Source organism: Streptomyces sp. SudanB5_2050, from assembly GCF_964272335.1.
Lineage (GTDB): Bacteria > Actinomycetota > Actinomycetes > Streptomycetales > Streptomycetaceae > Streptomyces > Streptomyces rochei.
Genome location: NZ_OZ186760.1, coordinates 7,250,251 through 7,276,376, shown reverse-complemented (window position 1 = coordinate 7,276,376; position 26,126 = coordinate 7,250,251). Strand labels below are relative to the sequence as shown.

Genomic DNA, 26,126 nt, shown 5'->3' with positions numbered 1-26,126 from the left:
CCTCCGCCTACCCCGATACCGGCGGGCGACCCCGGCGGCATCGGGGGTGGTCACTCCAGGGCGGCGGCGAGCCGGTCCCGCAGGCGCTCGACGCCGACCGGGGTGCGGGAGGGGGCAGCGGTCGCGCAGCCCGGCAGGCCCGCCCTGGCCAGGGTGCTGAGCAGGGCCCGGGGTCCGCTGTCGAGGTAGGTGGTGAAACCCGCCCGGCTCAGCGCTCGCAGGGTGCGGTCGAAGGCCATGGGTTCGGTGAGATGGGCGGCCGCCATGGCGCGCAGTCCGGCCGGGGTGCGTACGGCACGGTGTGTGGTGGCCGTGTACACGGCCAGTTCGGGCCGGGCGACGGGCTCCGTCCGCAGGTGCCGGCGGAAGGTGCGGTGGACCTCCGCGAGCAGGGGGTGGTGGTAGGCGGTCCGGCTGGTCAGCTCGGTGGCGCGGTGACCGAGTTCCCGGGCGGAGCGTCCCGCGGCGGCCAGTTGGTCGGCGGGTCCGGCCAGGACCGTCTGGGCGGGCGCGTTGCGGGCGGCGATCCGCAGCTTCGTCAGCCCCTCGGCGCGCAGCAGCTCCGCCGCCCGGTCGGTGGTCATGTCGGTGGCCAGCAGGCCGGCCGCGGGCAGCGCGGCGTCTCGCAGCAGCCGGTCGCGCAGGTGCAGCAGCCGGACGGCCTGCTCCGGGGTGACGGCGCCGGCCACGGTGAGCGCGGCGAGGTCGCCCACGCTGTGGCCGAGCACCGCGTGGACGGGCGGTCGCGCGAGGTCCAGCAGGACGGTCGCCGAGGCGACCACCGCGGCGTAGGTGGCCAGGTCGAAGGAGAGCGGGTCGGCGCGCAGGAGCCGGTCGGGGTCGGGCGCGGCGGGGTCGGTGAGGAGGCGGCCGACGGGCGGTCCGGTGCCGCCGAGCGCCGTGCTGTGGGCGTCCACCCTCCGCAGCACCCGGGCGACGGACGGCACCCCGCTCAGGTGGCGCAGCGCGCCCGGGAGGTAGGCCCCCTGACCGGGGCACATCAGCACGGTGCGTGGTGTGCCGCCGGCGGGGGCCGGGGGGCCGTGGTTCACGAGGCGAAGGCGAGCGCGACGTTGTGCCCGCCGAAGCCCATGCTCGTGGTGACGGCCGCGAGGGGCCCCGGGGGCAGGGGCGCGGGGCTGCGGCCGACGACGCGCAGGCCGATCTCCGGGTCGACGCGTTCGAGACTGCGCGCGGGCGGCGCGGTCCGGTCGCGCAGCGCGAGGACGGTGAGGACCGCCTCGATGGCGCCGGCCGCTCCCAGCGTGTGTCCGAAGGCGGCCTTGGTGGCGCTGACCGCCACGTCGTCCAGGCACGTGGCGAAGACCTGCTCCAGTGCCCGGGCCTCGCCGAGGTCGCCGAGCGGCGTGGAGGTGGCGTGGGCGTTGACGTGCCGGACCTGCTCCGGGTGGAGTCCGGCGTCGCGCAGGGCCAGGTCGACGGCGGCGGCGCAGCCCGTCCCGCCGGGTGCGGGCTGGGCGACGTGGTGGCTGTCGTTGGTGATGCCCGCGCCGGTCAGCCGGCCGTGGACGCGGGCGCCGCGGGCGGCGGCGTGCGCGGCGCTCTCCACGACCAGCATGCCGGCGCCCTCCCCCATCACGAAGCCGTCGCGGTCGGCGTCGAAGGGTCTGGACGCGCCCTCGGGATCGTCCAGTCGCCGGGAGAGGGCTCCCAGCCGCGCGAACCCGGCAAGGGCGAGCGGGTGCAGCGCCGCCTCGGCGCCGCCCGCGACGACGATGTCGGCGCGGCCGTCCCGGATCATGCCGAGGGCCTGCCAGAGGGCTTCGGCGCCCGAGGCGCAGGCACTGACCGGGGCGTGCACCCCGGCCTTGGCGCCCACCATGAGCCCCACCTCGGCGGCCGGGTGGTTGGGCAGCATCACCGGGATGGTGCGCGGACTCACCCGTCCCGGGCCACGGGTGTGCAGGCGGTGGTTCTGCTCCAGGATGCTGGTGAGCCCGCCGAGTCCCACGCCGACGACCACGGCCAGCCGGGAACCGCTCGCGGCGAGGACCGACACCTCCTCGAACCCGGCGTCGCGCACGGCCTCCCGGGCGGCGACCAGGGCGAACTGCGCCGAGCGGTCGCAGTGCGCGGCCTTGGCGGGCGGCAGCACCGTGCCGGGCTCGACGGCCGCCGGGGCCGCCAGATAGGTCTGGGGCGGTCCCTCCGGCGGCGCGAAGTCGTGGCGCCCGACGCCGCACGCGCCGTCGAGCAGCGCCCGCCAGGTGGCGGGTACGTCGCCGCCCAGCGCGGTCGTCAGACCCAGGCCGGTGACGACGGCGGCGCGTTCCTCGGGCGCCGGGGCGGCCGCGTGCCGTGGGCTCACGCGGTGCCGCCCGCGGGAGCGGCGACGGCCTCGGACAGGTGGGCGGCGATCTGCCGGACCGTGGTGAGCCGCTCCGCCTGCTCCTGCGACACCTCGATCTGCCAGCGGTCCTCGATCGCGGCGATCACTTCCAGCATCGCCAGCGAGTCGACGCCCAGGTCGTCCTTGAGGGAGGAGTCGGGGCCGACTTCCTCCACGGACAGGTCCTCGACCGTCGCGGCCAGCAGTTCCCGCAGTTCGTCGAGCAGCTCGCGTTCCTCGGCGGTGGACGGCATGTCCTTCCTCCTTCTCGTCCGTGTGCGGCGCCCCGGAGGCGGCGGGCGGGAGGTTCCCGCCGTCCCGGGGTGCGCCGACGGTGCTCCGGCGACCTGCCGGGCGCACGCCGACAGGCTGTCCTGCGGCCCGGCACGGCAAGCGCTCCGCACGGGGTGACGGCGGGGCATCGGGAGCGCGCGAGGGGCTCCGGCGGACCCCCGTGTCCTGGCTTCACGTTGAAGCGCCCCGCGGCGGACCGAGGGTGCCGGGCGGCGGGCGCGTAACCGGCCGGGGCGGGGCCGGTCGCGTGCGCCGGGACGGCGACGGCCGGGACGGCCGGGGCAGCCGGGACGGCCGGGACGGGGCCGGTCGCGTTCACAAGGGCGGCGACGGCCAGGGCGGCCGGGGCGGCGGCCGTTCCTCAGCGGACTTTGGCGGCTCTTTTAAGGCTTCTTGAAGATGACCTTCGAACGGCCGTTTCCGCCCCGGCCGGGTCCTAGGCTCTCGATCACCCCCCACAGGCCCGGTGGGCGCGATCGCGTCCACCGGGTACCGGGGCCGAGCCAGCCGACCGACAGACCGAGGTGTCCTGCATGGGTTCCCGCCGAGCCGCTCGCCCGTCCCGCTCCCACGCCCGTCCGCGCGGCGGGCTCAGGACACGCGGTACCGCGCTGGCCCTGGGCGCCGTCGCCGTGACCGCGGGCGTCGGGATCACCCTGGCCGTCGCCGACGGCGAGGACCGCGGGGCCTCGGACCGGGTCGCCGCGAGCACCGCCGGTGAGGCTCCGGGCGCCGAGTACGCGGCGGGCGGTACGGCGCCGCTCGCGTCCGGCCCGGCGAGCCCGACCGCCACGGCGAGCGGCTCCCCCAGCGCGAGCGCGAAGCCGAAGGAGAAGGCCAAGCCGTCGGCGAGCCCCACCGCCGGGGCCCGGAAGACGACCGAGGCCGCCTCGAAGGCGCCCGCGAGGACGACGGCGAAGAGCGGCGGTGGCGGGACGGCGAGCGGTGGCGGCGGCACCGGTTCGGGCAGCCTCGGATCCGGCTCGGGGTCCGGCTCGGGGTCGGCGTCGGGGTCCGGTGGTTCCGGCGGGTCCGGCGGGTCCGGCGGCTCCGGCGGGCCCGAGGCGCAGGTCCTCGCGCTGGTCAACGAGGAGCGGGCCGCGGCAGGCTGCTCCCCGGTCACGGCGAACGACCGGCTCACCCGGGCCGCCGACGACTACAGCGACGTCATGGCGAGCAGCGGCGTGATGTCCCACACCGGCCCCGACGGCTCCACGATGACGACCCGGGTGGAGGCCGCCGGGTACCAGTGGTCGACGCTGGGCGAGAACATAGCCCGGGGGCAGGCGGACGCCGCCTCGGTGATGGAGTCCTGGATGAACAGCCCCGGCCACCGCGCGAACATACTGAACTGCTCCTTCAAGGAGCTGGGCGTCGGCGTCCACTTCGGCGACGGCGGCCCCTGGTGGACGCAGAACTTCGGCGCCCGCCGCTGACCCCCGTCACCGGCCCCCGGCGCCGCCCGCGCCGGCCAGCACGAAGGACACCCGCACCCGCGCGCCGCCCAGCGGCGCGCGGGTGATCGTCAGTTCACCGTCCGCCGCGCGGGCCGCCCGGGCCACGATGTCCAGGCCCAGCCCCGTGGACCCGCCGACGCTGACCCCCCGGGTGAGCGCGGCCTCGGGGTCCGCCACGCCCGGCCCCGCGTCGTCCACCGTGAGGAACACGTGCCGGTCGGCCCGCTCCACGCGGACGGCGAAGGCGGTGCCCTCGGGGGTGTGCCGGAAGACGTTGCCGATCAGGGCGTCGACGACGGCCGCGAGGTCGTCCTCGGGGAAGGCGACGGGCGCCGGGCGCGGGGTGAGGGAGCGCTCGTAGGGCCGGCCCTGCTGGGCGGCGAGGACCGACCAGAAGTCCAGGCGCATGGCGACCACCTCGGCGACGTCGCACGGCTTCGCCGCGCCCGCCCCCGCACCGGCCAGGTGCGCCGACGCCAGCGGGGTGCGGGCCGCGGCGATGATCGAGTCCAGCTCGCTCTCCAGCTGGCCGGCCGCCTCCGTGACCCGCCGGGCGCTGGGGGTCGCGCCCATGCGGTCGGCCTCCAGGTAGAGAGCGGTCAGCGGGGTACGCAGCCGGTGCGAGAGGTCGGCGACCAGTTCGCGTTCGACGGCGAGCAGGTCGACGACCCGGTCGGCCATCGTGTTGAACGCCGCGCCGGCCTCCTGCAGCTCGGGCGGGCCGTCGGGCTCCACCCGGACGTCCAGGTCGCCGGAGCCGAGGGCCAGCGAGGCTCGCTTGAGGCTGCGGGAGGAGCGCACCACGCGGGCGCCGAGCCGGTCGGCCACCAGCACCGAGCCGCCGACCAGACCCAGCGCGAGCAGCGCCATCACCCCCCAGGAGGCGGCCACGCCCCGGGTGAGGTCGGCGGCGGGCACGAAGGCCTCCACGACCGCGACCCGGTCGCCCCGCAGGACGACGGGCTGGAGGTAGACCCAACCGTCCTCGGTGTCGACGGCCAGCGTCTCGCGCCCGCGCACGGCCCGGTCGAGGGCGTCCCGGGGCGCGTGCGGGGTGCCGACGAAGCCGCCGTCGGGCAGCCGTACGACGAGCTGGTCGGCGGAGCCGAGTTCGGCGACGGCCTGCTGCACGTCGGCGCGCCGGGTGGTGAGGGCGAGGACCGGGGACAGGGCGGAGGCCCGCTGCTCGGCGGCGGTGGTGACCCGGTCCCGGGCCTGTTCGCGGACGAGGAGGGCGAGCGGGATGAGGAAGGACAGCGCCACCATCGAGGTGACGGCCAGGGCGATCCCGGCGAGGGCACGTCTCATGGCGAGCTGACCAACTTGATGCCTATGCCGCGCACGGTGTGGAGGTAGCGGGGCTTTCGCGCCTTCTCGCCCATTTTGCGGCGGAGCGCGGAGAGGTGGACGTCGACCGTCTGGTCCTCCACGTACGGCTGCTGCCACACCTCGGCGAGTATCCGCTGCCGGGAGATGACCTGGTCGGCGTTGGCGGCGAGGTAGGCGAGCAGGTCGAACTCGCGGCGGGTGAGCGGGAGCTCCCGGCCCGCGAGGTGAGCGGTGCGCGCGGTCGGGTCGATGCGCAGGTCGGCCACCTCGAGGACGGGCCGCCGGGCGGCCCGGACGTCGGCGGGCACGGACCGGCGCAGCACGGCGGCGAGCCTGGCCGCGAGCTGGCCGCCGGAGAACGGCTTGACCAGGTAGTCGTCGGCCCCGGCGTTGAGCAGCCGGATGATCTCGCTCTCGTCGTCGCGGGCGGTGGCGACCAGGACCGGGACGCGGGAGATGCCCCGGATCATCCGCAGCACGTCGAGACCGTCCAGGTCGGGCAGCCCGAGGTCCAGCACCACGATGTCCGGCGGGCTCTGGGTGATCTCGCGCAGCGCCTCGAAACCCTGGTGGGCGGTCTTGACCGCGTAGCCGTGTCCGGTCAGGACCTCGATCAGCGCGGCCCGGATCACAGGGTCGTCCTCGACGACCAGTACGGAGGCCATGGGCAGGCACGTTAGCCGGTCCGTCACTATGGTGTCGTGTCCCGCCTCCTGCGCTACCTGATCATCTGGCTGTCCTGTACGGCGGCCAGTGTCACGGCTGTCATCATCACGATCCACTTCGTGGTGGGCTCGACGCGGCCGACCGCGCCGGTCGCGCAGTCGGCGCCCAGTGACCCGCCGCAGTCCCCGCGTCCCGGTCCGTCGAGGACGGTGGAGCCCTCCCCCAGCCCGTCGGCGACCAGCCGCAGGCCGAGCCCCACACCGTCCCGGAGCAGCGAGAAGCCGCCCGAGCCGACCCCGACGCCGACGCCGACCGCCCGCACCGCTCCCCCGGCGACGCCGACCGGCGGGGGCGGCTCGGGGTGCGAGACGGGCGGCGCCGGTGTCTACACGGTGCCGTCCGAGGGCGGCAAGGCGACCGTGCGGTTCGGCGACGCCGGGGTGTGTCTGATCTCGGCGGTGCCGGACCGGGGCTTCACGGTGAGCACGGAGCAGAGCGGCCCGCAGACGCTGACGGTGACGTTCTCGGCGAGCCGCCACCGGTCGGAGATCACGGCCACGACCCGGCCGCAGAGCCGGGCCGATGTCCGCGAGGTGTCGTGGTGACACCGCTCACGGGCGTCCCTCACGCGCAGGCGGTCCCGTTGACGCTGAAGGCGGTGGGGGCGGTGTTGGCGGTTCCCTTCGCCGCGGTGAACCCGAGGGTGACGGTGCCGCCGGCCGGGACGGTGGCGGTGTAGGAGGCCGGGGTGACGCTCACCGCGCCGCCGGTCTGGGTCGCGGTCCCGCCCCACATGTGGGTGACGGTCTGGCCGTCCGGGAAGGTGAAGGCGAGCGTCCACGGAGTCAGGGGCGCGGTCCCGGTGTTGCGGACGGCGATCTCCCCCTGGAATCCGCCCGGCCACTCGCCGACGACGCGGTACGTCACCGCGCACACGGCACCGGGGGTGCCGCCGCCCTCGCGGGTCCTGACGTCCACGGTGGCGGAGCGCGCCGAACGGTTGCCGGCCGCGTCCCGGGCGTAGACGGCGAAGGTGTAGGCGGTGTCGGGGGTGAGGCCCGACACGGTGACGGAGTTGGTGGTGGAGGTGGCGGCCGGGGTCTCGGCGCCGTCGCCCACCCGGACGACGTCGTACCCGGCGACGCGGGTGTCGTCGGTCGACGCGGACCAGCCGAGGGTGACGGAGGTGGCCGTCACGGCGGAGGCGGACGGGGTTCCGGGAGCGGTGGGTGCCTCGGTGTCGTCCGGGGCTCCGCCGCCGAAGACCGTCGCTTCCTTCGACGTCCGCGCGATGCCGTCGGCGCCGTGGAAGATGCGCTCGCCCCAGGAGCTGAGCCGGCTCGGGTCGAAGTCGAGCGCGAGGTCCAGGACCGGGTCGGTGTTGCCGCTCCACGACCAGGCCAGGTAACCGAGGTCCAGTTGCTCGGCGGTGGCCATCATGGTGTCCTCGTCGGGGTCGCCCCACTGGTCGGCGGGGCCGCCGAACTCACCGATGAGGATGGGCAGTCCGGCGTCGACATAGGCGTTCAGGTAGTCGGTGATCTCCTGGGCGGTGTCGTAGACGCTGTACATGTGGATCGAGAAGATCAGGTTGCCGGTGGCGTCGGCGTCGAAGACGGTCCGGGCGTCGGCCCGCATGACGCCCTGCCAGTCCTGGCCCCAGTTGGGCGCGTCCACCATGATCGTGTGCTGGAACCCGGCGTCGCGCAGCTTCTTCACCGCCGCGACGGTCGGCTCGGTCCAGCCCGCGGGGTCGGTGTTGCCCCAGGGCTCGTTGCCGATGTTGACGATGACGTAGTCCTCTTCGCCCGCCAGGACGTCCTTGAGGCCGATCCAGTAGTCGGCGGCGTGGTCGAGCGTCCCGGCGGCGGCGTCCTCGCCGTAGCCGGTGGTGTCGTGCACCTCCAGGACGCAGATCAGCCGGTTCGCCTTGCACTGGGCGACGACGTTCGCGACGTCGGCGGGGCTGTTCTCGCTCCAGCGGTGACCGTCGGAGAGGACGACCCGGACGCTGTTGGCGCCCAGTGCCTTGATGTCCGCCAGCGACTGGGTCTCGCCGGGGTACCAGGTGTGGGCGTGGTTGACGCCGCGCATGACGAAATCGTTGCCGTTGGCCTCGAGGAGCCGGCCCCCGCTGATGTGCAGGCCGGTGGCCGCCCGGGCGCCGGACGACTGGGCCAGGGCCGCGGCCGGGCAGAGGGCGCCGAGGAAGGCCAGCCCCACGAGGGCGGCCAGCAGGGTGAGCAGGCGGGCTGAGCGGCCCGGCCGGGTTCGGGAGGGTGGTGTCGTACGCACGGTGCCTCCAGTGGGTGGATGGGAAGCGCTTACTACTGTGGGAGCGCTCCCATGAACCCACGGCGGCGCGTACACGTCAAGACTGGCGACGCCGGTGCGTCGGATGCCGGTGGGAACGGGTGCGTCCCGCTCACCCGGGTGAGCGGGACGCACCGGGTCTACTGCCCTCGGGATCCGGTCAGGGCAGGGTCCACTTCTGGTTGGGTCCGGTGTGGCAGGTCCACAGGTGGACCGGCGTCCCGTCGTTCCACGTACCGCCCGACGCGTCCAGGCACTTGCCCGACTGCGGATTGCGCACCGTCCCGTCCGGCTGGGCCGCCCACTTCTGCGCACCCGTCCCGTTGCACGTCCACAGTTGAACGCGCGTCCCGTCCGCACTGCCGCCGCCCGAGACGTCCAGGCACTTCCCCAGCGCCTTCCACGTCCCGTCAGCGGCCACCGTCCACGCCTGCGCCGACGACTGGTTGCACGACCAGAGCTGCACCTCCGTACCGTCCGCCGTGCCCGCGCCGTCCACGTCGAGGCACTTGCCGTTCACCCCCCGCACCGGACCCGTACGCGGATCGGGTCCCGGCGTACCGGCGTGCTTGACGCGGATGTCGCGGAAGGCCACCTCGTCGCCGTCGCCGTGGTTCTGGAGGCCGATGTGTCCCTGCCGCAGGCTGCGCGCCGGATCGGTGTTGGTGAAGTCGTTGATCTTCACGCCGTTGAGGAAGACCTCCAGCCGCTCTCCGGTGACGCGGAGTTCGTACGTGTTCCACTCCCCCGGCGGGTTCAGCGCGGCGTCGCGCGCGGGGAGGTCCGCCGACCGGAAACCGTAGACGGCGCCCGTGGTGCGGTCGGCCGCGTCCGTGGCGTCGATCTGGATCTCGTAGCCGTTGTCCACCGCCGACCAGGGGTCGGAGGAGGCGGGGAAGCCCACGAAGACACCGGAGTTGTCGTCCCCGGACGCCTTCCAGTCCAGCTTGAGGGAGTAGTCCCCGGTGAACTCCTCGGCGGCGTACCAGAGCATGCCCAGCCCGCCGTGCGAGGTGAGGGTACCGTCGGCGAGGGTGAACCCGCCGGGGCCGGCCTGCTGCCAGCCGGTGGTGGCGGAGCCGTCGAAGAGGGAGGTGTAGCCGCTCTCCGGGCGGCAGTCGGCGTTGGTCATGCCGGCCGCCCAGCGGATGCCGCCGAGGAGGTGCCGGCGGAAGGCGGGGTCGGTGTAGGACTCGTCGGTGTGGCCGCCGCCGGTGTAGAAGGCCCGGCCGCCTTCGTAGTCCTTGCACCAGGCGATCGGGTGGTCGCCGTTCATGGTGCCGCCCGAGTAGCTGGACTCGTCGAGCGAGGCCAGGACGTGGGCGGTGGTGCGCGGGTTGGTGCGGTAGTTGTACCACTCGTCGGTCCGCTGCCAGGTGCCGCCGAGGTGCGCGGTGGCGTCGTGCGCCCGGTCCTCGACCTCCACGGTGGCGGGCTGGATGGCGGGGTGAGAGTGGAAGAGGGCGCCGGCCAGCCCCTCGTAGAAGGGCCAGTCGTACTCGGTGTCGGCGGCGGCGTGGATGCCGACGTATCCGCCGCCGGCGTTGACGTAGTCCTCGAACGCCGTCTGCTGGGCGTCACCGAGCACGTCGCCCGTCGTCGACAGGAAGACGACCGCCTCGTACCGGGCGAGATTGCCGGTGGTGAACGCCCCGGGGTCCTCGGTGGCGTCCACGGTGAAGTTGTTCGCCGCGCCGAGATCCCGCAGGGCCGCGATGCCGTCGTCGATCGAGGAGTGGCGGAAGCCCGCGGTGCGGGAGAAGACGAGCACGTCGTACGCGGGGTCGGCCGCGGCCTGTGCCGCGGCGTCCGGGGACGCCTGGACGGCGGTGCGGACGGTGGCGGCGTCGGTCGCGACGCCGGGCAGGGCGGTGGCCTGGGGCGCCGCGCACAGTACGGCGGCGGCGAACAGGCCGAGGGCTGCTTTCGCATGGTTGCGCATGGGGGTCGCCTCCTCTCTACGGCAGGGTCCACTTCTGGTTGGGTCCGGTGTGGCAGGTCCACAGGTGGACCGGCGTCCCGTCGTTCCACGTACCGCCCGACGCGTCCAGGCACTTGCCCGACTGCGGATTGCGCACCGTCCCGTCCGGCTGCGCCGCCCACTTCTGCGCACCCGTCCCGTTGCACGTCCACAGCTGGACCCGCGTACCGTCGGCGCTGCCGCCACCGGACACGTCCAGACACTTCCCCAGCGCCCGCAGCGTCCCGTCACCGGCCACCGTCCACGCCTGCGCCGACGACTGGTTGCACGACCAGAGCTGCACCTCCGTACCGTCCGCCGTGCCCGCGTTGTCCACGTCCAGGCACTTGCCGTTCACCCCCCGCACCGGGCCGGTCCGGGCACCGCCTTCGCCGGTGGTGAAGGAGAACTCGTCCACGTCGAAGAGGGAGCCCGCGCCGCCCCTGAAGACGAGGTAGAGGGTGGTGGTGCCGGACGGCCGGCCGCTCAGGGCGGCCGTCACGTCCTGGAAGGTCTCCCAGCCGCCGGTCACCGGTACCGTCGCGGTCCCGAGCAGCGTGCCGGTCGGGGAGCCGGCGCGCACCTCGATGGTCCCGCCGGTCCCGGCCGAGGAGACCCGGGCGGTGAAGGAGGTGACGTTGTCGAGGGCGTACGGCCGGAAGGAGATCCAGTCGCCGTTCTCGATGTGGCCGACGGTCCTGCCGCCGTGCGCGGGCGCGTGCGCGACGACCTGGACGCCCGAGGAGTCGCCGTAGTGCTCGGCCTGGCGGTGGCTGGGCTGGGTGATGTGCTGGTCGTGGGTGGTGAGGGCGGGCTGGCCGCCTGCGCCGTTGTCGGTGTACTCGGCGTCGATGACGCCGAAGATGTTGGCGTTCGGGTCGTGTTCGCCGTCCGCCAGGGTCTGGAGGGTGCCGGTGCAGCCGGTGGCGGAGGTCTGCGGGTGGCCGTGGCTGTCGTGGCCGATGATGAAGGTGACCTTCACCTTGGCGCAGTCGATCGCGCCGTCCTCGGGGTCGGTCACCGTCACCTTGAAGGGGATGGCGGCGCCGAAGTCGTAGACGCGTCCGTCGGTGGGCAGGTCGATGCGCACGCTGGGCGCGGTGTTGCCGACGGTGATCTGGACGGATGCCGTGGCGGACTTGCCCGTCGAGTCGGTGACCTTCAGCGTGGCCGTGTACTGGCCGACGGCCGTGTAGGTGTGGGTGGGGTCGGCCGCGGTGGAGGTGGCGCCGTCGCCGAAGTCCCAGGCGTGGGTGAGGGCGTCCCCGTCGGCGTCGGAGCTGCCGGCGGAGGAGAAGGTCACCGTGAGGGGTGCCTTGCCGGAGGTGGTGTCCGCGCCGGCCTGGGCGACGGGGGCGTGGCCGCCGGTGACGTGCTCGATGCGGTAGAGGGCGGAGTTGGCGTCGCCGTTGAAGTATCCGGTGCCGTAGTCGAGGACGTAGAGGGCGCCGTCCGGGCCGAAGGCCATGTCCATCACCTGGGTGCCGCTCCAGGGGAAGGCGTTGATGGACTGCACGGTGCCGTCACCGCCGGCCTCGACCCGCTTGATCCAGCGGCGGCCGAACTCCCCGGCGAAGAAGTCGCCGTCGTACGCCTCGGGGAACTTCACCTCGGAGGCGGAGTCCGGGTCGTAGCGGTAGACGGGTCCGCCCATCGGTGACTCGGAGCCGCCCCCGAACTCCGGTACGGAGCCGCCGTCGTAGGGAATCCAGGCGCGCTGGGCGGGCGGCAGGTCGGTGAGGCCGGTGTTGCGCGGCGAGGTGTTCTTCGGAGCCGCGCAGCTGAAGGTGGTGCCCGCGGCGCCGGTGGCGAAGTCGTGGTCGACGTAGGCGTCGTTGTCGCCGGTGCAGTAGGGCCAGCCGAAGTTGCCCGCCTTGGTGACGCGGTTGAACTCCACCTGTCCGGCGGGGCCGCGGGAGGCGTTGGCGGTGCCCGCGTCCGGGCCGTAGTCGCCCACGTAGACGGTGCCCGTGGCCTTGTCGACGCTCATCCGGAACGGGTTGCGGAAGCCCATGGCGTAGATCTCGGGGCGGGTCCTGGCGGTGCCGGGCGGGAAGAGGTTGCCGGACGGGACGCTGTAGGAGCCGTCGGCGTTCACCTTGATGCGCAGGATCTTGCCGCGCAGGTCGTTGGTGTTGCCGGACGAGCGCTGGGCGTCGTAGGCGGGGTTGCGCGAGGCGCGCTCGTCGATGGGGGTGTAGCCGTCGGAGGCGAAGGGGTTGGTGTCGTCGCCCGTCGAGAGGTAGAGGTTGCCGGCCGCGTCGAAGTCGATGTCGCCGCCGACGTGGCAGCACAGGCCGCGGGAGGCGGGGACGTCGAGGATCTTCTTCTCGCTGCCCGCGTCCAGGGTGCCGTCGGTGCGCAGCACGAAGCGGGAGAGCCGGTTGACGCCGTCGAAGGGGGCGAAGTCGGAGGCCGAGCCGTCCGCGGGCGCGTCACCGGCCGGCGTGTCGAGCCGGGGCGCGTAGTAGAGGTAGACGAACCGGTTGGCGGCGAAGCCCGGGTCGACGGCGACGCCCTGCAGGCCCTCCTCGTCGTGGCTGTAGACGTCGAGCCTGCCGGCCACGGCGGTGTTCCCCGCCGCGTCGGTCAGCCGGAGCGTGCCGTCGCGCGAGGTGTGCAGCACCGAACGGTCCGGCAGGACCGCCAGGGTCATGGGTTCGCCGGTCTCGGCCACGCCCTTGGCGAGGGTGACCTGTTGGAACTCCTCGGCGGCCACGGTGCCCGTTGCGCCGCCGACCGGGTCCGCCGGGGCGGCGGTGGCCGGGCCCGTCGGCAGTACCAGGGCGAGGGCGCCGACCAGGGCCGGCAGTAAGGAGCGGACACGTCTGTGCCCGAGCGGTCTCGTGCGCACAGGGTTCTCCCGGAAGGTGAGGGGTGGCGGCAGGCGTGCGAGGCCCGCCGTGAGGGAGTGGGGCGCGCGCCGTCGCGCCGTCGAACGCCGGTCGGGAGACGCTTATGACCGGTTCATTTCAAGGAAGTTAGCGGGCTTGGTCCGAACCTGTAACCCGTTCCGCACAAGATCTCGTTTCTTTTTCCCGTCGCCGGACAAAGTGGCGGGTGCATCGAATGCGGGGCGCGCGGGGAAGCCGGTGCGTCGCTCCACCGTCACGCCTGCCGCCTGCCCTCTGCCGCCCACTCTCTGTCGCGTGCCGTCCGGATGCCGCGACGCCGGACCGGGTGTCCCGGCCCGGCGTCGGTGTGCGCGTCTACCGGGTGCCGGGCCGGTCGAGGCGGGTCAGGACCGCGCGCACCGCGCGGCGTACGGCCTCGCGGGACTCGTCGGTCGGGTCGACGGTCTCGAAGGCGTGGTGGCCGTGCGGCACGTCGACCACCTCCACGTCCGCCCCGCACTCCTCGGCCGCGGCGAGGAACTTCTCCACGGTGGCCGCGATCTCGGGCATCTCCAGGCCCACGCGGGTGAGGACGACGGGCAGGGAACCCGCGTTCGCCACCGCGCGCGCCGGGTCGAAGCGGTCGCCGGACATCCCCCAGTTGGGCAGCGGTGCGAGGACCGGGTAGGTGGCCGCGAGGCAGCGCAGCCAGGGAGGCGGCGCGTCCAGCCAGTCGGCCGCGATCGGGCCGCCGCCGGAGAAGAACCACAGCGCCACCCGGTCCGCGTCCACGCGGGGGTCGGCCCGCACCAGATCCACGGCGGCGGCCACGTCGGCCGCCGCCCGCTCGTAGTCCGCCAGATCGTGCAGGCGGTGGTCGACGACGGCGCCCACCGCGCCGCCCGCCGCCGCGCAGCGCGCGTACCCCGTCAGAGTCGGCCAGTCCCTCGGCGTGGGACGGAGGTCCGCGGGGACGGGGCCGCCGTGCACGAAGAGGACCGCCGGTCGCGGTTCCCGGGTGTCGGGCAGGTGCAGGTCGACGTTCCCGTGCCGCTCCCGGGGGACTTCGGGGACGTCCAGCACGAACGGCCGCAGGTGTACGGGCGGTTCCGTCTCCTCGACGGGCTCCAGCCGGTGCCCCTCGCCGGCCGCGGCCCGCAGCAGTACGTCCGCCAGTTCGGCGGGGCGGGACAGCATCGGCCAGTGTCCGGTGGCCAGCTCGAAGAAGGTCACCCGGGGATCGACCAGGGCCCGCAGCGCGGGATCTCCGAAGCCCACGAGCATCTGGACCATCGCGATGCTCGTGCCGTTGCCGGTGCACAGCACACCGGTGGTGGGCACGTCCGCCACCGCACCGGTCAGCCGGAGCGGCTGGAGCAGGGTGCCCGTCGGCTGCGGGGCGGCGAGGGCGGTGAGACGGTCGAGCAGCGGGTCGGACACGCCCTCGGTGCTGCCCCAGGAATCCCATTCGGCGCGCGTGGCCGGGGGACGCAGCGCGTCGCCGGCGCCACCGCCCCCTGCGGTCAGCCGTTGGCGCAGCGACTGGTCGGGGACGGTGGCCAGGGCGGGGGCGCCGTCCCTGGGCATGCCCGAGTCCAGGTAGACGATCCGGTCGACGAGCCCGGCCCTCCGGTCGGCGGCGCCGACCGCCGGATGGATGCCGTAGTCGTGACCGACGAGGACGACCTTCCGGTCGGCCGCGCCGACCGAGTCGAGCACCGCGACGACGTCGGCGATGTGGGTCTCCAGGTCGATCCCGCCGCCCTCCGGGCGGGGCGGGCCGTCGAGCCCGGTGAGGGCGACCGGGTGCGCCCCGGCGCCCGCCGCGGTCAGCCGGGCGGCTGTGTCCTGCCAGACGTGTGTGCCGGTGAACATGCCCGACACCAGGACGAAAGCGGTCATGGCCTCTCCTCCGTGCTCCGGCGGACCGGCCCGATCACCGGCCCGCGTTCGCCGGTACGGTAGGAACTCCCCCTGAGGGAGGTTCAAGTGCTCACGTCCCACGACGGTCTGTGCGGTATCGGGGAGCTGGCCGAGCGGGCGGGCGTCACCGTCAAGACCGTCCGCTTCTACTCCGACCGGGGTCTGCTTCCGGAGGCCGCCCGCAGCGCCGGCGGGCACCGGCGGTACGGCTCCGACGCACTCGGCCGGCTGCGCCTGATCCGCTCCCTGCGCGCACTGGGCCTGTCGGTCCCGCAGGTGCGCCGGGTCCTGGAGGAGGACGCGGCCGGCGGCGAGGGTGGGCGGGAGGGCGGCGCGCTGGAGGACGCGGTCGCCGGGCGGCTGCGTGAACTCGGCTCCGAGCTGCGGGCCCTGCGCTGGCGGGAGGCGGCCCTTCGCCTGGTGCAGGAGTGTCCGCCCGGAGAACGGGCCGAACGGCTGAGCGTGATCGGGGGCGTGTCCCTACCGCCCAGCACCGATCCACTGGTCCGGTTCTGGCGCGGCTGGCTGCCGCCGCGGATGCCGGCCCGGTCGGTCCGGGCGTTCCTGGAGGTCGCGGTGCCGCAACCGCCGGACGACCCCGACCCGGCCCAGGTCCTCGCCTTCGCCCACCTCAACGCCCTGACGCTCGCGCCGTGTCCGGGCACGGCGCGGCCCCAGCCCGAGGCGCACCGGGCGGCCGGTGCGCGCGGGGCCGCCGTGCTGTACGCGGGGCTGGCGGAGGCGTACGAGCTGGCGGGTGTCCAGATGCGGCGGGGCCGGGACCCACGGCCCGGGGAGGCGCTGGACAGCTTCGTCGACGCCTACACCGGCGCGTACGGAACCCGGGACAGCCCGGATTTCCGCCGTCGGCTGGCCGGGCAGCTCGCGGACGACCCGCGGATCGACCGGTACTGGGACCTCGTGACCGAGGTCGTCACCGAGCCGGGCCGACGCCCGGAGCCGACGCCCGGCTCCGCGCACGACTGGCTGCTCGCCGCTCTGGTCGGACAGACCGGGGCCCCGGCCCTGTCCGCGGTGTGACCGTCAGGGCAGGTCGCCCCGCCAGTCGAAGCGGCGTGGTTCCTCCGGCCTCGGCGCGTACGCGGCACGCCCGCCCGGCCCGTAGCGCCCTATCTCCGTCGCCAGGGACACGCCCCGGGCGCGCTCCCGCTCGGTCAGCTCCGTGATGTCCAGGAGCAGACCGTCCAGCGGACCGCCGACCAGGTGCGCGTAGACGCGTCCGGCGCGCGGTCCGGGGTCGTCGTGCTCCGCTCCGTAGACCCGGCCCCGCATGAACTCCACCTCATCCATGCCCGCAGCCTCGCATCCGCCACTGACAACGGCCCCATTCCGGGCCCGGCGCCGCTGCTACGGCGGCGGCTCGTCGAAAAGTTCCAGCAGGCAGCGGGCACCTTCGGCGGTCACCGCCGCGCCGGCGGCGCCGGACGCGGGGAACACCCTGGCGTAGGCCCCGGCCCGGCTCAGTGCGCTGAGCCGCCAGGCGAGGTCCACCGCACGCCGCAGCTCGCGCCGACTCCGGCCGTCTCCCGTCCACGCCTCCAGGTAGGCGTCGCGCAGCCGTGCCCGTACCCCGGGGCCGTACCGCTCGCGGGCGCGGCGGGCGGGGACGGCCAGACTGCAGAAGGGGTGGGAGACGACGGCGTCGCCCCAGTCGAGGACGGTGAAGGTGCCCGGCGCGGGGTGCAGGACCTGACCGTCGTGCAGGTCGGCGTGGTCGAGGGAGTCCGGGACTCCGAGGGTGGCCAGCTCGTCGCACCAGTCCACCAGACGGGGACGGACCCGGCGCAGCCGCTGCCGTTCCTCCGGCCGCAGCGGTGTGTCGTCGAAGCGGTCGAGCACGCCGGGCAGTTCACCGACGGACGTGCGCGGGACGCCGAGCCGTTCGATCTCCCGTGCGCGCGGTGTCAGGGCGTGCTGGAGGGCCGCGTACCGGCGCAGGAGTGATTCCCACGCCTCCAGGCCGGCGGCGCCGCGGTCCAGTGCGTCCCTGAGGAGCGGTCCGCCGTCGGGCAGCAGGGACCAGCCTCGGCCGGCGTCCACCGCGATGGGCTCCAGCACCTGTCCGGGCGCCCAGCGGGCCAGGGCCGCGGTCAGCGGACCCTCGAAGGCACTGGCCGGCGGGTTCGCCTTGAACCAGACCGCCTCGTGCCCCTCGACGGGCAGGCGTGCCAGGACGGACCACGGCCGCGACCGCACGCGCCACTCCCCCGTCGGCCGCAGGCCCCGCGCGGCGAGTGCGGCCGTCGCCCAGTCGACGGCGGCGGTCCGCCAGCCGACGTCGTCCCAGGGCGTCACCGCGTCCTGGAACCGCCCGCGGTCCACGATCACCGGGTTCTCGCTGCTCATCGGGTCATCCCAGCAGCCCGCGCACCGGGCGGCCAGCGCTTTTCCGCGGCGGTGACGCAGAGGCGCGACCGGCACCGGGACAGGGCGGGACCGGGTCACGGCGGGACCCGGACACGCCGGGACCGCGGGCCGGCCGGTTCCGGTCGGCCCGCGGTCCGGGGGGATCAGGTGGATCAGGTGGATCAGGCCAGGTCGAACCGGTCGAGGTTCATGACCTTGACCCAGGCGGCGACGAAGTCGTGCACGAACTTCTCCTTCGCGTCGTCACTGGCGTACACCTCGGCGAGGGCCCGCAGCTCGGAGTTGGAGCCGAAGACCAGGTCGGCGCGGGAACCGGCCCACTTGACCTCGCCGGTCGCGGCGTCGCGGCCCTCGAAGGTGGTCTGGTCCTCGGACGTCGACTTCCAGGTGATGCCCAGGTCGAGCAGGTTGACGAAGAAGTCGTTGGTCAGCGAGCCGGGCGTCCGGGTGAACGCGCCGAGCTGCGACTGCTGGTAGTTGGCGCCCAGCACACGCAGGCCGCCGACCAGCACGGTCATCTCGGGCGCGCTCAGCGTGAGCAGGTTCGCCCGGTCGAGCAGCAGGAACTCGGCCGGCAGGCGGTTGCCCTTGCCGTAGTAGTTGCGGAACCCGTCGGCGGTCGGTTCGAGCGCCTCGAACGACTCGGCGTCGGTGTGCTCCTCCGTCGCGTCCACCCGGCCCGCGGCGAAGGGCACCTCCACCTGGAAGCCGGCCTCCTTGGCGGCCCTCTCGACGGCGGCGGTGCCGCCGAGCACGATCAGGTCGGCCAGGGACACCTTCTTGGCGCCGGCGCCGGAGTTGAACTCCTGCCGGACGCCCTCCAGGACCCGCAGGACCTGGGCCAGCTCGTCGGGCTCGTTGACCTCCCAGCCGCGCTGCGGCGCCAGGCGGATGCGGGCGCCGTTGGCACCGCCGCGCTTGTCGCTGCCGCGGAAGGTGGACGCCGAGGCCCACGCGGTGGACACCAGCTGCGAGACGGACAGACCCGACTCCAGCAGCTTGGTCTTGAGCGTCGCGATGTCCTCGGCGTCGATGGGCTCGCCCTCCGCCTCGGGCAGCGGGTCCTGCCAGATGAGGGTCTCCTCGGGGACCTCCGGGCCGAGGTACAGGGACTTCGGGCCCATGTCGCGGTGGGTGAGCTTGAACCAGGCGCGGGCGAAGGCGTCCGCGAACTCGTCCGGGTTCTCGTAGAAGCGGCGGGAGATCGGCTCGTAGATCGGGTCGTAGCGCAGCGACAGGTCGGTGGTGAGCATCCGCGGGCGGTGCTTCTTCGCCGGGTCGTGCGCGTCGGGGACGATCTCCGGGGCGTCCTTGGCGACCCACTGGTGGGCGCCGGCGGGGCTCTGCTCCAGCTCGTACTCGAACTCGAAGAGGTTCTTGAAGAAACCGTTGCTCCACCGGGTCGGCGTCGAGGTCCAGGTGACCTCCAGGCCGGAGGTGATGGCGTCCGCGCCCTTGCCCGTGCGGTAGGTGCTGCGCCAGCCCAGGCCCTGCTCCTCCATGGAGGCGGCCTCGGGGTCGTCGCCGACGTGGTCGGCGGGGCCGGCGCCGTGGGTCTTGCCGAAGGTGTGGCCACCGGCGATGAGCGCGACGGTCTCCTCGTCGTTCATCGCCATGCGGCCGAACGTCTCCCGGATGTCACGGGCGGCGGCGATCGGGTCCGGGTTGCCGTTGGGGCCCTCGGGGTTGACGTAGATGAGGCCCATCTGGACCGCGCCGAGCGGGTTCTCCAGCTCGCGGTCGCCGGTGTAGCGCCGGTCGTCGAGCCAGGTGGTCTCGGGCCCCCAGTACACGTCCTCCTCGGCCTCCCACACGTCGGCGCGGCCGCCGGCGAAGCCGAAGGTCTCGAAGCCCATCGTCTCCAGGGCGACGTTGCCGGTGAGGATCAGCAGGTCGGCCCAGGAGATGCTCTGGCCGTACTTCTTCTTGACCGGCCACAGCAGGCGGCGGGCCTTGTCGAGGTTTCCGTTGTCCGGCCAGCTGTTGAGCGGGGCGAAGCGCTGCTGGCCGGCGCCCGCGCCGCCGCGGCCGTCGCTGACGCGGTAGGTGCCCGCGCTGTGCCAGGCCATGCGGATCATCAGGGGCCCGTAGTTGCCGAAGTCGGCGGGCCACCAGTCCTGCGAGGTGGTCAGCACCTCGGCGATGTCGCGTTTGACGGCCTCGAGGTCGAGCGCCTGGAACGCCGCCGCGTAGTCGAACTCCTCACCCAGCGGGTTGGCCACGGCGGGGTTCTTGGCGAGGATCTTCAGGTTGAGCCGCTCCGGCCACCACTGACGGTTGCCGCCACCCTGGGTGGGGTGCGGGGCACGTCCATGGGCGACCGGGCAGCCGCCCGTCTCCTCCGTCTTCGCGTCGGTGACGATGGCGTCGTGGTTCTCGGACATGGGAATCCTTCCGAACGGGGCGGATCAAGGTGCGGTGGAACTGCCGGAGGTGGAGCAGTCGGGGCACAGGCCCCGGTAGATGACCTCGGCCTCGTCTATCGAGAAGCCGTGGTCGTCGGAGGCGGTCAGGCAGGGCGCCTCGCCGACGGCGCAGTCGACGTCGGCGAGGGCTCCGCAGGACCGGCACAGCACGTGGTGGTGGTTGTCGCCCACCCGTCCCTCGAACCGCGCCGGGCCGCCGGGCGGCTGGATGCGGCGCACGAGCCCGGCCGCGGTGAGGGCGTGCAGCGCCTCGTACACGGCCTGGAGGGATATGTGACCCACGCGCCGGCGCACCCCGTCGGCGATCGCCTCGGCGTCGAGGTGATCGCCCCGTCGGACGGTGTCGAGCAGCGCGGCCCGGGCCGCGGTCACCCGCAGGCCGGCTCCGCGCAGTTCCGCGGCGACGGCCGGGTCCCGGGATGCGGTCATGCCGGTGAACCTACTCCGGTAAACACGAACCCCTCAAGGAAACGAACCGATCCATTTCGGTGACGGTCCGGTGCCGGTGTGCCGCGCACGGCGTGCCGTCGTGGCCGCGAACGATCGTGGTAGACAACGTGAGGGGTGGGCACTGGCAGGGAAGGCCGTATCCCGGCGCCGCCCGACAACAGGAGTGAGTGATCAGCCCGTGCTGTTGAAGACGTTCCGCTGGGCCTTCGCCGTGACCGCCGCCGGCCTGGTCGCGGGAGTGCTGTACGACGGGTGGACGGCCTTCGGTCTGGTGGCCATCCTCGCCGTGCTGGAGATCTCGCTGTCCTTCGACAACGCGGTGATCAACGCCGGAATCCTGAAGAAGATGAGCGCCTTCTGGCAGAAGATCTTCCTCACCGTCGGCATCGTGATCGCCGTCTTCGGCATGCGCCTGGTCTTCCCGGTGGTGATCGTGGCCGTCAGTGCCCGGCTCAGCCCGTGGTCGGCGGTCCATCTGGCGCTCACGGACAAGCAGCGCTACCAGGAACTGGTGACCGACGCGCACCCGTCCATCGCCGCGTTCGGCGGCATGTTCCTCCTCATGATCTTCCTGGACTTCGTCTTCGAGGACCGGGACGTCAAGTGGCTCGTCCGGCTGGAGCGTCCGCTGGCGAAGCTCGGCAGGGTCGACATGCTGTCGGTCTGCATCGCGCTGATCGTGCTGCTGGTCTCGGCGATCACCTTCGGCGCCCACGCCCACCAGCACGGCGGCGTCCACGCCGACAAGGCGGAGACGGTGCTGCTCGCCGGTGTCGGCGGGCTGATCACCTATATGGTCGTCGGCGGCCTCTCCGGCTTCTTCGAGGAGCGACTCGAACGGGAGGAGGCGCGCGAGCAGGAGGCCGAGGAGAAGGCCGCGCGCGGCGGGTCCCGCTCGGCCGTGGCCCTCACCGGCAAGGCGGCGTTCTTCATGTTCCTCTACCTGGAGGTCCTGGACGCGTCGTTCTCCTTCGACGGCGTCATCGGCGCCTTCGCCATCACCAACGACATCGTCCTGATGGCCCTCGGCCTGGGCATCGGCGCGATGTACGTCCGGTCCCTGACCGTGTACCTGGTCCGCCAGGGCACCCTCGACGACTACGTCTACCTGGAGCACGGCGCCCACTACGCGATCGGCGCCCTCGCCGTCATCCTCCTGGTCACCATCCAGTACGAGATCAACGAGATCGTCACCGGCCTCATCGGGGTCGTCCTGATCGGGTCGTCGTTCCTGTCCTCCGTCCGCCGCAACAAGCGACTGGCGGCGGCCTCCTGACGTCGTGTCCGGCGGATGAGCCGCGATGCCGTACCGCGGGGGTGGAGCGGCCGAACGGGTGCGCTACATTTTGCGCGCTGCATTGTGCACCGCCCTGACCACGATCGATCGCGATCCCTGACGCTACGGAGCCGGCAACCCCATGAGCGACATCGTCAACGGACTCGGCCGCGCCACCGCCTACGGCGGTCTCGGCCTGGTCCTCCTGGTCCTCGGCATCGTCCTGGTCGACGTGCTGACGCCCGGAAAGCTCGGCCGGCAGATCTGGGAGCAGCGCAACCGCAACGCGGCCATGGTGCTCAGCTCCGCGCTGCTCGGCATCGGCGGCATCGTCTTCACCTCGATCTGGACGACGTACGAGGACTTCGGCAAGGGCCTGGTGTCGACCGCGGCCTTCGGGCTGCTGGGCCTCGTCATGATGGCGATCGCGTTCTGGGTCGTCGACCTGATCACGCCGGGACGGCTGGGCGCCACGCTGGTGGAGCCGGAGCCGCACCCGGCGGTGTGGGTCACGGCGTCCTGCAACCTCGCCGTGTCGGCGGTCATATCGGCGTCCATCGCCTGACGCCGCGCGGTGGTTCGGGACGTTCAGGACACGGTGGCGGGCGGCGGGGTCCAGCGACGGGTGCGGGAGGCGGCGCCCGTCACGCCGTAGTCCTTCTTCAGCTGTTCGGGGATCGCGTAGTGCATGACGCGTCCCCGGGTCAGGGTGGACAGTTCCAGGGCCGTGGTGAGGTGGCCCAGCCGGTCCAGCGCCCAGGCTCCGAAGGGTGAGCGGTCCTCGATCGTCTCCAGGACGCCGAGGAGGTGCGGAGCGGCCTTGACGACGGTGTCCCAACGGGTGCGGGGAACCTCCAGCCAGTCGGCGCAGGTGTCGCCGACGAGGTAGCGGATCAGCGCGGAGACCACCGGGTCGAAGAGGGTGCCGGGGACGACCTCCTCGTACAGGTCGATGAGCTGCCGGGTCAGGTGCGCGCCCTCCGGCGAGGGGCCCATGTGGCGCAGCATGTACAGGTCGAGGAACTGCCGCGCCCCGTCGAGCGTGGTGGGGACGGCCGTCTGGTCGACGCCGAGGACGGCACCGACCACGCGCCAGGCGTAGTAGTAGGCCTCGGCTCCTTCCTGTGACATGTGGATGCCCAGGCGGTGCAGGCTGTCCAGGACGAGCAGGGAGAAGAACATCTGCCCGCCGATCATGTCCTCCTGGCAGATGGGCGTGCCGAGGGCCTCGGTGTCCCAGCGGTCCTCCCGCTTCAGGTGGTGGCGGATGGCGGCGTGCAGCAGACGCACCTTCTGGGCCGCCGGGATGAAGCGGCCGCCGGCCTCGAAGGCGTCGGGCTGCATGAGGTAGACGGTGAACTGGCCGGTCTCCGCCATGCGTTTGGAGGGGTAGCTCAGCCCGTGGGTGGCCGAGAGCAGCCTGGCCACGTGCGGGACGACGTAGCAGGCGGGCATGGAGGCGAACGACAGCGCGGTGGAGATGTGCACGTTGTTGTCGATGAAGAAGAGGCGGGCCTTCTCCATCTCGGACCAGTCCACCCAGTCCGGCGGGGTGCCGGTGGCCCGCAGGTACTCGCGGGCCACCCCGGGCAGGCCGTCGGGCAGTTCCTGGCCCGCGGTGGAGACGTAGCGCATCAGGGAGTTGAACTTGCCGACCTCGCCGCGCTCGAACAGGGTGGCGACGACGGCGTCGGCCAGTTCGTCGCCGCTGTGGCGCAGGGCGTTCATCGACGTCTCGGTGTGGGTCATCGCGGTCTCCTCGTCAGTGGATGCGGTCGGTGGCCTGCCGGGCGAGGTCGCGCAGCGCCCGGCGCGCGTGCGGCGGGACGCCGGCGGTGTCCAGGGCGCGGGTGGCCTGTTCCACGCGGGCGTGGATCATCCGCTCGACGCGCTGCGGCGCGCCCAGTTCCCGCATGAGCGCGCGTACCTCGCGCAGGTGCCCCTCGTCCAGGTCGCCGCGGCCCAGCACGCCTCGCAGCCGTGCGCGCTGCCGGTCGTCGGCCGCCCGCCAGGTCTCGGCCAGCAGCGCGGTGGGGCGTTGGGCGCGCACGTCGTCCAGGCCCTCCTTGCCGGTGTGCTCCGGGTCGCCGAAGAGGCCGAGCAGGTCGTCGCGGAGCTGGAACGCCTCGCCGAGGGGCAGGCCGTACGCGGAGTAGGCGTCCCGCAGTCCCTGGCCGGCGCCGGCCAGCAGGCCGCCGATGAGCAGGGGGTGTTCGACGGTGTACTTGGCGGTCTTGTACCGGACCACCTTCAGTGAGGTCCCGGTGTCCGGTGGTCCGCCGGTGTGCAGGATCTCCAGGCACTCCCCGGCCACGAGTTCGCGGGCGAGGGCGGCCCACAGGTGCCGGGCCCGGGAGAGGTAGGCGGCGGGCAGGCCGCTGGCGGCGAACAGCTCCGCCGCCAGGGCCATCAGCTGATCGCCCACCAGCATGGCCAGCGACCGGGCGGCCGGCCGGGCCCGTGGATGGCCGCCTTGGGCCAGCACGGACGCCAGCGCCTCGTGGACGGTGGGCAGGCCGTGGCGCAGTGCGCTGTCGTCGATGAGGTCGTCGTGGACGACCGCCGCCGCGTGCACCAGCTCCATCGACGCGGCGGCCCGTACCAGGGCGTCGCTGTCGGGTTGTCCGGCCGCCCGCCAGCCCCAGTAGCAGAAGGCCGCGCGCAGCCGTTTGCCGTGCCCGGCCGCGGTGCGGAGCTGCTCGGCGACGGGTGCGAGGGTGTCGTCCACGGCCAGCAGGTGCCGGGACTCCTCGTCGAGGAAGGCGTGCAGTACGGCGTCGACGCGCGCCTTGAAGGCGGCCGGGTCCCAGCGGTCAGTCATCGCCGGCGTCGGCCGCCCTTCGCGCCCGCACCTGCCGCGCGAGCACCTCCAGGTGGGCCGGTGGCACGTTCGCGTACCGGTCCAGGGCCAGTCTGCCCCGGGCCCGGAGATCCTGTTCTGCTTCCCGGACCAGGTCGGCGGTGTCCGAGCGGCGCAACAGTCCGCGCACCGCGCCGACCGCCGTGCCGAGGGTGCTCACCGCCAGGTCCGCGAGTCCGGCCGCCAGCAGTACGGCCTGGTCGTCCGGACCGTCGCCCCGTCTCGCCGAGTGCGTCATGCCTCTCCCCCAGGAGTCGTGTCGTGACCGATGCGCCTGGTCAGCGGCGCATCAGGTCCGAGCATGACCCGGCTCCCGGGGCGGAAGATCCGGTATTCCCCTTTGAGCGACAGGGGGAACAGGCGTCGGACGGCCCGGCCCCCCGCGCGTGGCGACCGACGCGGAGGCGCGTCGCCGCGGCTGCCGGAAGGGCGGGGGCCGGGGGGCGGGGGCCGGTACGGTCATCCGTCCCGGTCGACACTCCACTGGGGCAGTCGCTCGAAGAACGCGACCGCTTCCTCGCGCCACCGCGGGCGCCAAGCGGCCGCCACCTCCGCGGCCTGCTCGGCGCAGCGACTCATGTCCGCCCGCAACTGGGCGGGCACGCCGTGGCGCTCGCCGATCTCACGGATCGCGGCGACGGTCTCCTCGGTGCAGTCCCGGTCTCCCAGAGCCCGCTCCAGAAGTGCCTGCTCGGAGCCGCTCACGGTGGACAGCAGACGGGCGACCGTGTAGCTGCGTCGTCCCTCGCGGATGTCTGCGCCCGTCGGTTTGCCCATCGCGGCGGCGTCGCCGAACAGGTCGAGGTAGTCGTCACGCATCTGGCCGCAGATGCCCACCAGCCGTGCGTAGCGCCGCAGTTCCGCGTCGTGGAGGCCCGGTTCCCCACCGGCCGCGAGGAGCCCGAGGCGCAGCGGCGCGAGGACCGAGTAGCGGGCCGACTTGTGGTCGGCGACGTCGTGGAGGATCTCCTCGTCGGGTGTGCCGGGGGCGAAGTCCCGCTCCAGGTCGGTGATCTGGCCGACGAAGGTGTCGGCCGCGGCCCGGACCTGGACCTCGGTCATCGCCTGCCGCAGCTCGACCGGCAGGTCGGCGTCCAGGAGCACCCGCAGCGAGAGGGCGAGCGCCAGGTCGCCGGCGAGGACGGTGAGCCCGAGCGCGGCCCGCGGGTGGCCGGGGAACCGGTCGAGGTAGGCGCGGTAGGTGGTGGGCCCGCCCCTGCGGGTGGCGCTGTCGTCGATGAGGTCGTCGTGGACGAGACCGTGCGTCTGCAGCAGCTCGACACTCAGCGCGGCGGCGTCCAGCGCCTCGGCCGGCGCGTCGTCGCGCACCAGGCGCGCGGCCTCGTGCACCAGGACGACCCGCATCCGCTTGCCTCCCCGCAGGGACAGGTCACGGAGCAACGCCAGACAGTCCGGGGTGTAGCGGCTGAACGCCGGAGCCTCCAGCGTCTTGTCGAGGCCGTCGAAGTACTCGGCGAAGACCCGGTCGAAACGGCGCCCGTACCGGGCGACGCGGTCGCGCGGCTGCTCGGTCATGACGAAGTCCTCCTGAATGCCTGGCGGGTGACACGCCCGACAGTCTCCCAGGAGGTGATCGGCG

At 73.5% G+C, this 26,126-nt stretch carries 23 protein-coding genes; 5 read left to right on the top strand and 18 right to left on the bottom strand.

Features of this window, described 5'->3' with window-relative positions; translation table 11 throughout:
* Positions 1 to 50: 50 nt before the first annotated feature.
* From ACFZP7_RS32035 to ACFZP7_RS32025, 3 genes are read right to left on the bottom strand one after another with little or no spacing between them, the layout of a single operon-like run.
* A complete protein-coding gene (locus ACFZP7_RS32035) occupies positions 51 to 1,052 on the bottom strand; it encodes an ACP S-malonyltransferase (protein ID WP_385637498.1) in 1,002 nt (333 codons plus the stop codon).
* Entirely contained in the window at positions 1,049 to 2,329 is a 1,281-nt protein-coding gene (locus tag ACFZP7_RS32030) for a beta-ketoacyl synthase (protein ID WP_030974010.1), read from the bottom strand. The genes ACFZP7_RS32035 and ACFZP7_RS32030 overlap by 4 nt, the downstream gene beginning before the upstream one ends.
* Entirely contained in the window at positions 2,326 to 2,604 is a 279-nt protein-coding gene (locus tag ACFZP7_RS32025; RefSeq protein ID WP_031015194.1) for an acyl carrier protein, read from the bottom strand. Before ACFZP7_RS32025 ends, ACFZP7_RS32030 begins: the two co-directional genes overlap by 4 nt.
* Before the next feature lie 573 nt (positions 2,605 to 3,177).
* On the opposite strand from ACFZP7_RS32025, the gene ACFZP7_RS32020 reads away from it, so the two are divergent.
* Positions 3,178 to 4,080: a CAP domain-containing protein gene (locus ACFZP7_RS32020; protein WP_385637494.1), complete on the top strand. Its 903-nt coding sequence runs from the start codon at positions 3,178 to 3,180 to the stop codon at positions 4,078 to 4,080.
* Between the two features lie 6 nt (positions 4,081 to 4,086).
* Here the strand turns inward: ACFZP7_RS32020 and ACFZP7_RS32015 are convergent, their stop codons facing one another.
* Genes ACFZP7_RS32015 through ACFZP7_RS32005 form a run of 3 tightly spaced genes read right to left on the bottom strand, consistent with a single transcriptional unit; the run spans position 4,087 to position 6,418 of the window.
* Positions 4,087 to 5,409, bottom strand: coding sequence for a HAMP domain-containing sensor histidine kinase (locus ACFZP7_RS32015; RefSeq protein ID WP_046251290.1), 1,323 nt, complete (start codon positions 5,407 to 5,409; stop codon positions 4,087 to 4,089).
* Positions 5,406 to 6,095, bottom strand: a complete 690-nt coding sequence (locus ACFZP7_RS32010) for a response regulator transcription factor (RefSeq protein WP_019330295.1) — start codon at positions 6,093 to 6,095, stop codon at positions 5,406 to 5,408. Before ACFZP7_RS32010 ends, ACFZP7_RS32015 begins: the two co-directional genes overlap by 4 nt.
* 53 nt (positions 6,096 to 6,148) lie before the next feature.
* Positions 6,149 to 6,418 (bottom strand): hypothetical protein, encoded by a 270-nt coding sequence (locus ACFZP7_RS32005; RefSeq protein WP_217684448.1) that lies wholly within the window; start codon positions 6,416 to 6,418, stop codon positions 6,149 to 6,151.
* 70 nt (positions 6,419 to 6,488) lie between these two features.
* Between ACFZP7_RS32005 and ACFZP7_RS32000 the strand changes: the two genes are divergently transcribed.
* Positions 6,489 to 6,701, top strand: a complete 213-nt coding sequence (locus tag ACFZP7_RS32000) for a hypothetical protein (RefSeq protein WP_199578323.1) — start codon at positions 6,489 to 6,491, stop codon at positions 6,699 to 6,701.
* 19 nt (positions 6,702 to 6,720) lie between these two features.
* On the opposite strand, the gene ACFZP7_RS31995 is transcribed toward ACFZP7_RS32000, so the two are convergent.
* The 4 genes from ACFZP7_RS31995 to ACFZP7_RS31980 form a co-directional block, all read right to left on the bottom strand.
* Positions 6,721 to 8,391, bottom strand: coding sequence for a cellulase family glycosylhydrolase (locus tag ACFZP7_RS31995; protein WP_385637491.1), 1,671 nt, complete (start codon positions 8,389 to 8,391; stop codon positions 6,721 to 6,723).
* Between the two features lie 178 nt (positions 8,392 to 8,569).
* Positions 8,570 to 10,351 (bottom strand): ThuA domain-containing protein, encoded by a 1,782-nt coding sequence (locus tag ACFZP7_RS31990; RefSeq protein WP_385637489.1) that lies wholly within the window; start codon positions 10,349 to 10,351, stop codon positions 8,570 to 8,572.
* A gap of 16 nt (positions 10,352 to 10,367) precedes the next feature.
* Positions 10,368 to 13,223: a PQQ-dependent sugar dehydrogenase gene (locus ACFZP7_RS31985; RefSeq protein WP_385637486.1), complete on the bottom strand. Its 2,856-nt coding sequence runs from the start codon at positions 13,221 to 13,223 to the stop codon at positions 10,368 to 10,370.
* A 355-nt stretch (positions 13,224 to 13,578) separates the two neighbouring features.
* Positions 13,579 to 15,105 carry an alpha/beta fold hydrolase gene (locus ACFZP7_RS31980; RefSeq protein WP_385637483.1) on the bottom strand — a complete coding sequence of 509 codons (1,527 nt, stop codon included), beginning with the start codon at positions 15,103 to 15,105 and terminating at the stop codon, positions 13,579 to 13,581.
* A gap of 87 nt (positions 15,106 to 15,192) precedes the next feature.
* Here ACFZP7_RS31980 and ACFZP7_RS31975 point away from each other — a divergent pair, with 87 nt between their 5' ends.
* A complete protein-coding gene (locus ACFZP7_RS31975; protein WP_125770884.1) occupies positions 15,193 to 16,167 on the top strand; it encodes a MerR family transcriptional regulator in 975 nt (324 codons plus the stop codon).
* 3 nt (positions 16,168 to 16,170) lie between these two features.
* Here ACFZP7_RS31975 and ACFZP7_RS31970 read toward each other — a convergent pair whose 3' ends face one another.
* From ACFZP7_RS31970 to ACFZP7_RS31955, 4 genes are all read right to left on the bottom strand, one after another.
* On the bottom strand, positions 16,171 to 16,437 hold the full coding sequence (locus tag ACFZP7_RS31970; protein WP_019330744.1) for a hypothetical protein: 267 nt from the start codon (positions 16,435 to 16,437) through the stop codon (positions 16,171 to 16,173).
* Positions 16,438 to 16,494: 57 nt separating this feature from the next.
* Entirely contained in the window at positions 16,495 to 17,493 is a 999-nt protein-coding gene (locus ACFZP7_RS31965; protein WP_385637480.1) for a phosphotransferase, read from the bottom strand.
* Between the two features lie 182 nt (positions 17,494 to 17,675).
* Positions 17,676 to 19,898: a catalase/peroxidase HPI gene (gene katG / locus ACFZP7_RS31960; RefSeq protein ID WP_030976093.1), complete on the bottom strand. Its 2,223-nt coding sequence runs from the start codon at positions 19,896 to 19,898 to the stop codon at positions 17,676 to 17,678.
* Between the two features lie 24 nt (positions 19,899 to 19,922).
* Positions 19,923 to 20,369: a Fur family transcriptional regulator gene (locus ACFZP7_RS31955; RefSeq protein ID WP_019330747.1), complete on the bottom strand. Its 447-nt coding sequence runs from the start codon at positions 20,367 to 20,369 to the stop codon at positions 19,923 to 19,925.
* A gap of 199 nt (positions 20,370 to 20,568) precedes the next feature.
* On the opposite strand from ACFZP7_RS31955, the gene ACFZP7_RS31950 reads away from it, so the two are divergent.
* Positions 20,569 to 21,666 (top strand): DUF475 domain-containing protein, encoded by a 1,098-nt coding sequence (locus ACFZP7_RS31950; protein ID WP_385637478.1) that lies wholly within the window; start codon positions 20,569 to 20,571, stop codon positions 21,664 to 21,666.
* Between the two features lie 142 nt (positions 21,667 to 21,808).
* A complete protein-coding gene (locus ACFZP7_RS31945) occupies positions 21,809 to 22,231 on the top strand; it encodes a DUF350 domain-containing protein (protein WP_019330749.1) in 423 nt (140 codons plus the stop codon).
* A gap of 23 nt (positions 22,232 to 22,254) precedes the next feature.
* Here the strand turns inward: ACFZP7_RS31945 and ACFZP7_RS31940 are convergent, their stop codons facing one another.
* The 4 genes from ACFZP7_RS31940 to ACFZP7_RS31925 form a co-directional block, all read right to left on the bottom strand.
* Positions 22,255 to 23,415 (bottom strand): oxygenase MpaB family protein, encoded by a 1,161-nt coding sequence (locus tag ACFZP7_RS31940; protein ID WP_019330750.1) that lies wholly within the window; start codon positions 23,413 to 23,415, stop codon positions 22,255 to 22,257.
* A gap of 13 nt (positions 23,416 to 23,428) precedes the next feature.
* Positions 23,429 to 24,487, bottom strand: a complete 1,059-nt coding sequence (locus ACFZP7_RS31935) for a polyprenyl synthetase family protein (RefSeq protein WP_385637475.1) — start codon at positions 24,485 to 24,487, stop codon at positions 23,429 to 23,431.
* Positions 24,480 to 24,764 carry a hypothetical protein gene (locus ACFZP7_RS31930; RefSeq protein WP_030976085.1) on the bottom strand — a complete coding sequence of 95 codons (285 nt, stop codon included), beginning with the start codon at positions 24,762 to 24,764 and terminating at the stop codon, positions 24,480 to 24,482. The genes ACFZP7_RS31935 and ACFZP7_RS31930 overlap by 8 nt, the downstream gene beginning before the upstream one ends.
* A 221-nt stretch (positions 24,765 to 24,985) precedes the next feature.
* The gene (locus ACFZP7_RS31925; RefSeq protein ID WP_385637472.1) at positions 24,986 to 26,062 is read right to left on the bottom strand and encodes a polyprenyl synthetase family protein; all 1,077 of its coding nucleotides are present in this window, start codon (positions 26,060 to 26,062) and stop codon (positions 24,986 to 24,988) included.
* Positions 26,063 to 26,126 lie beyond the last annotated feature (64 nt).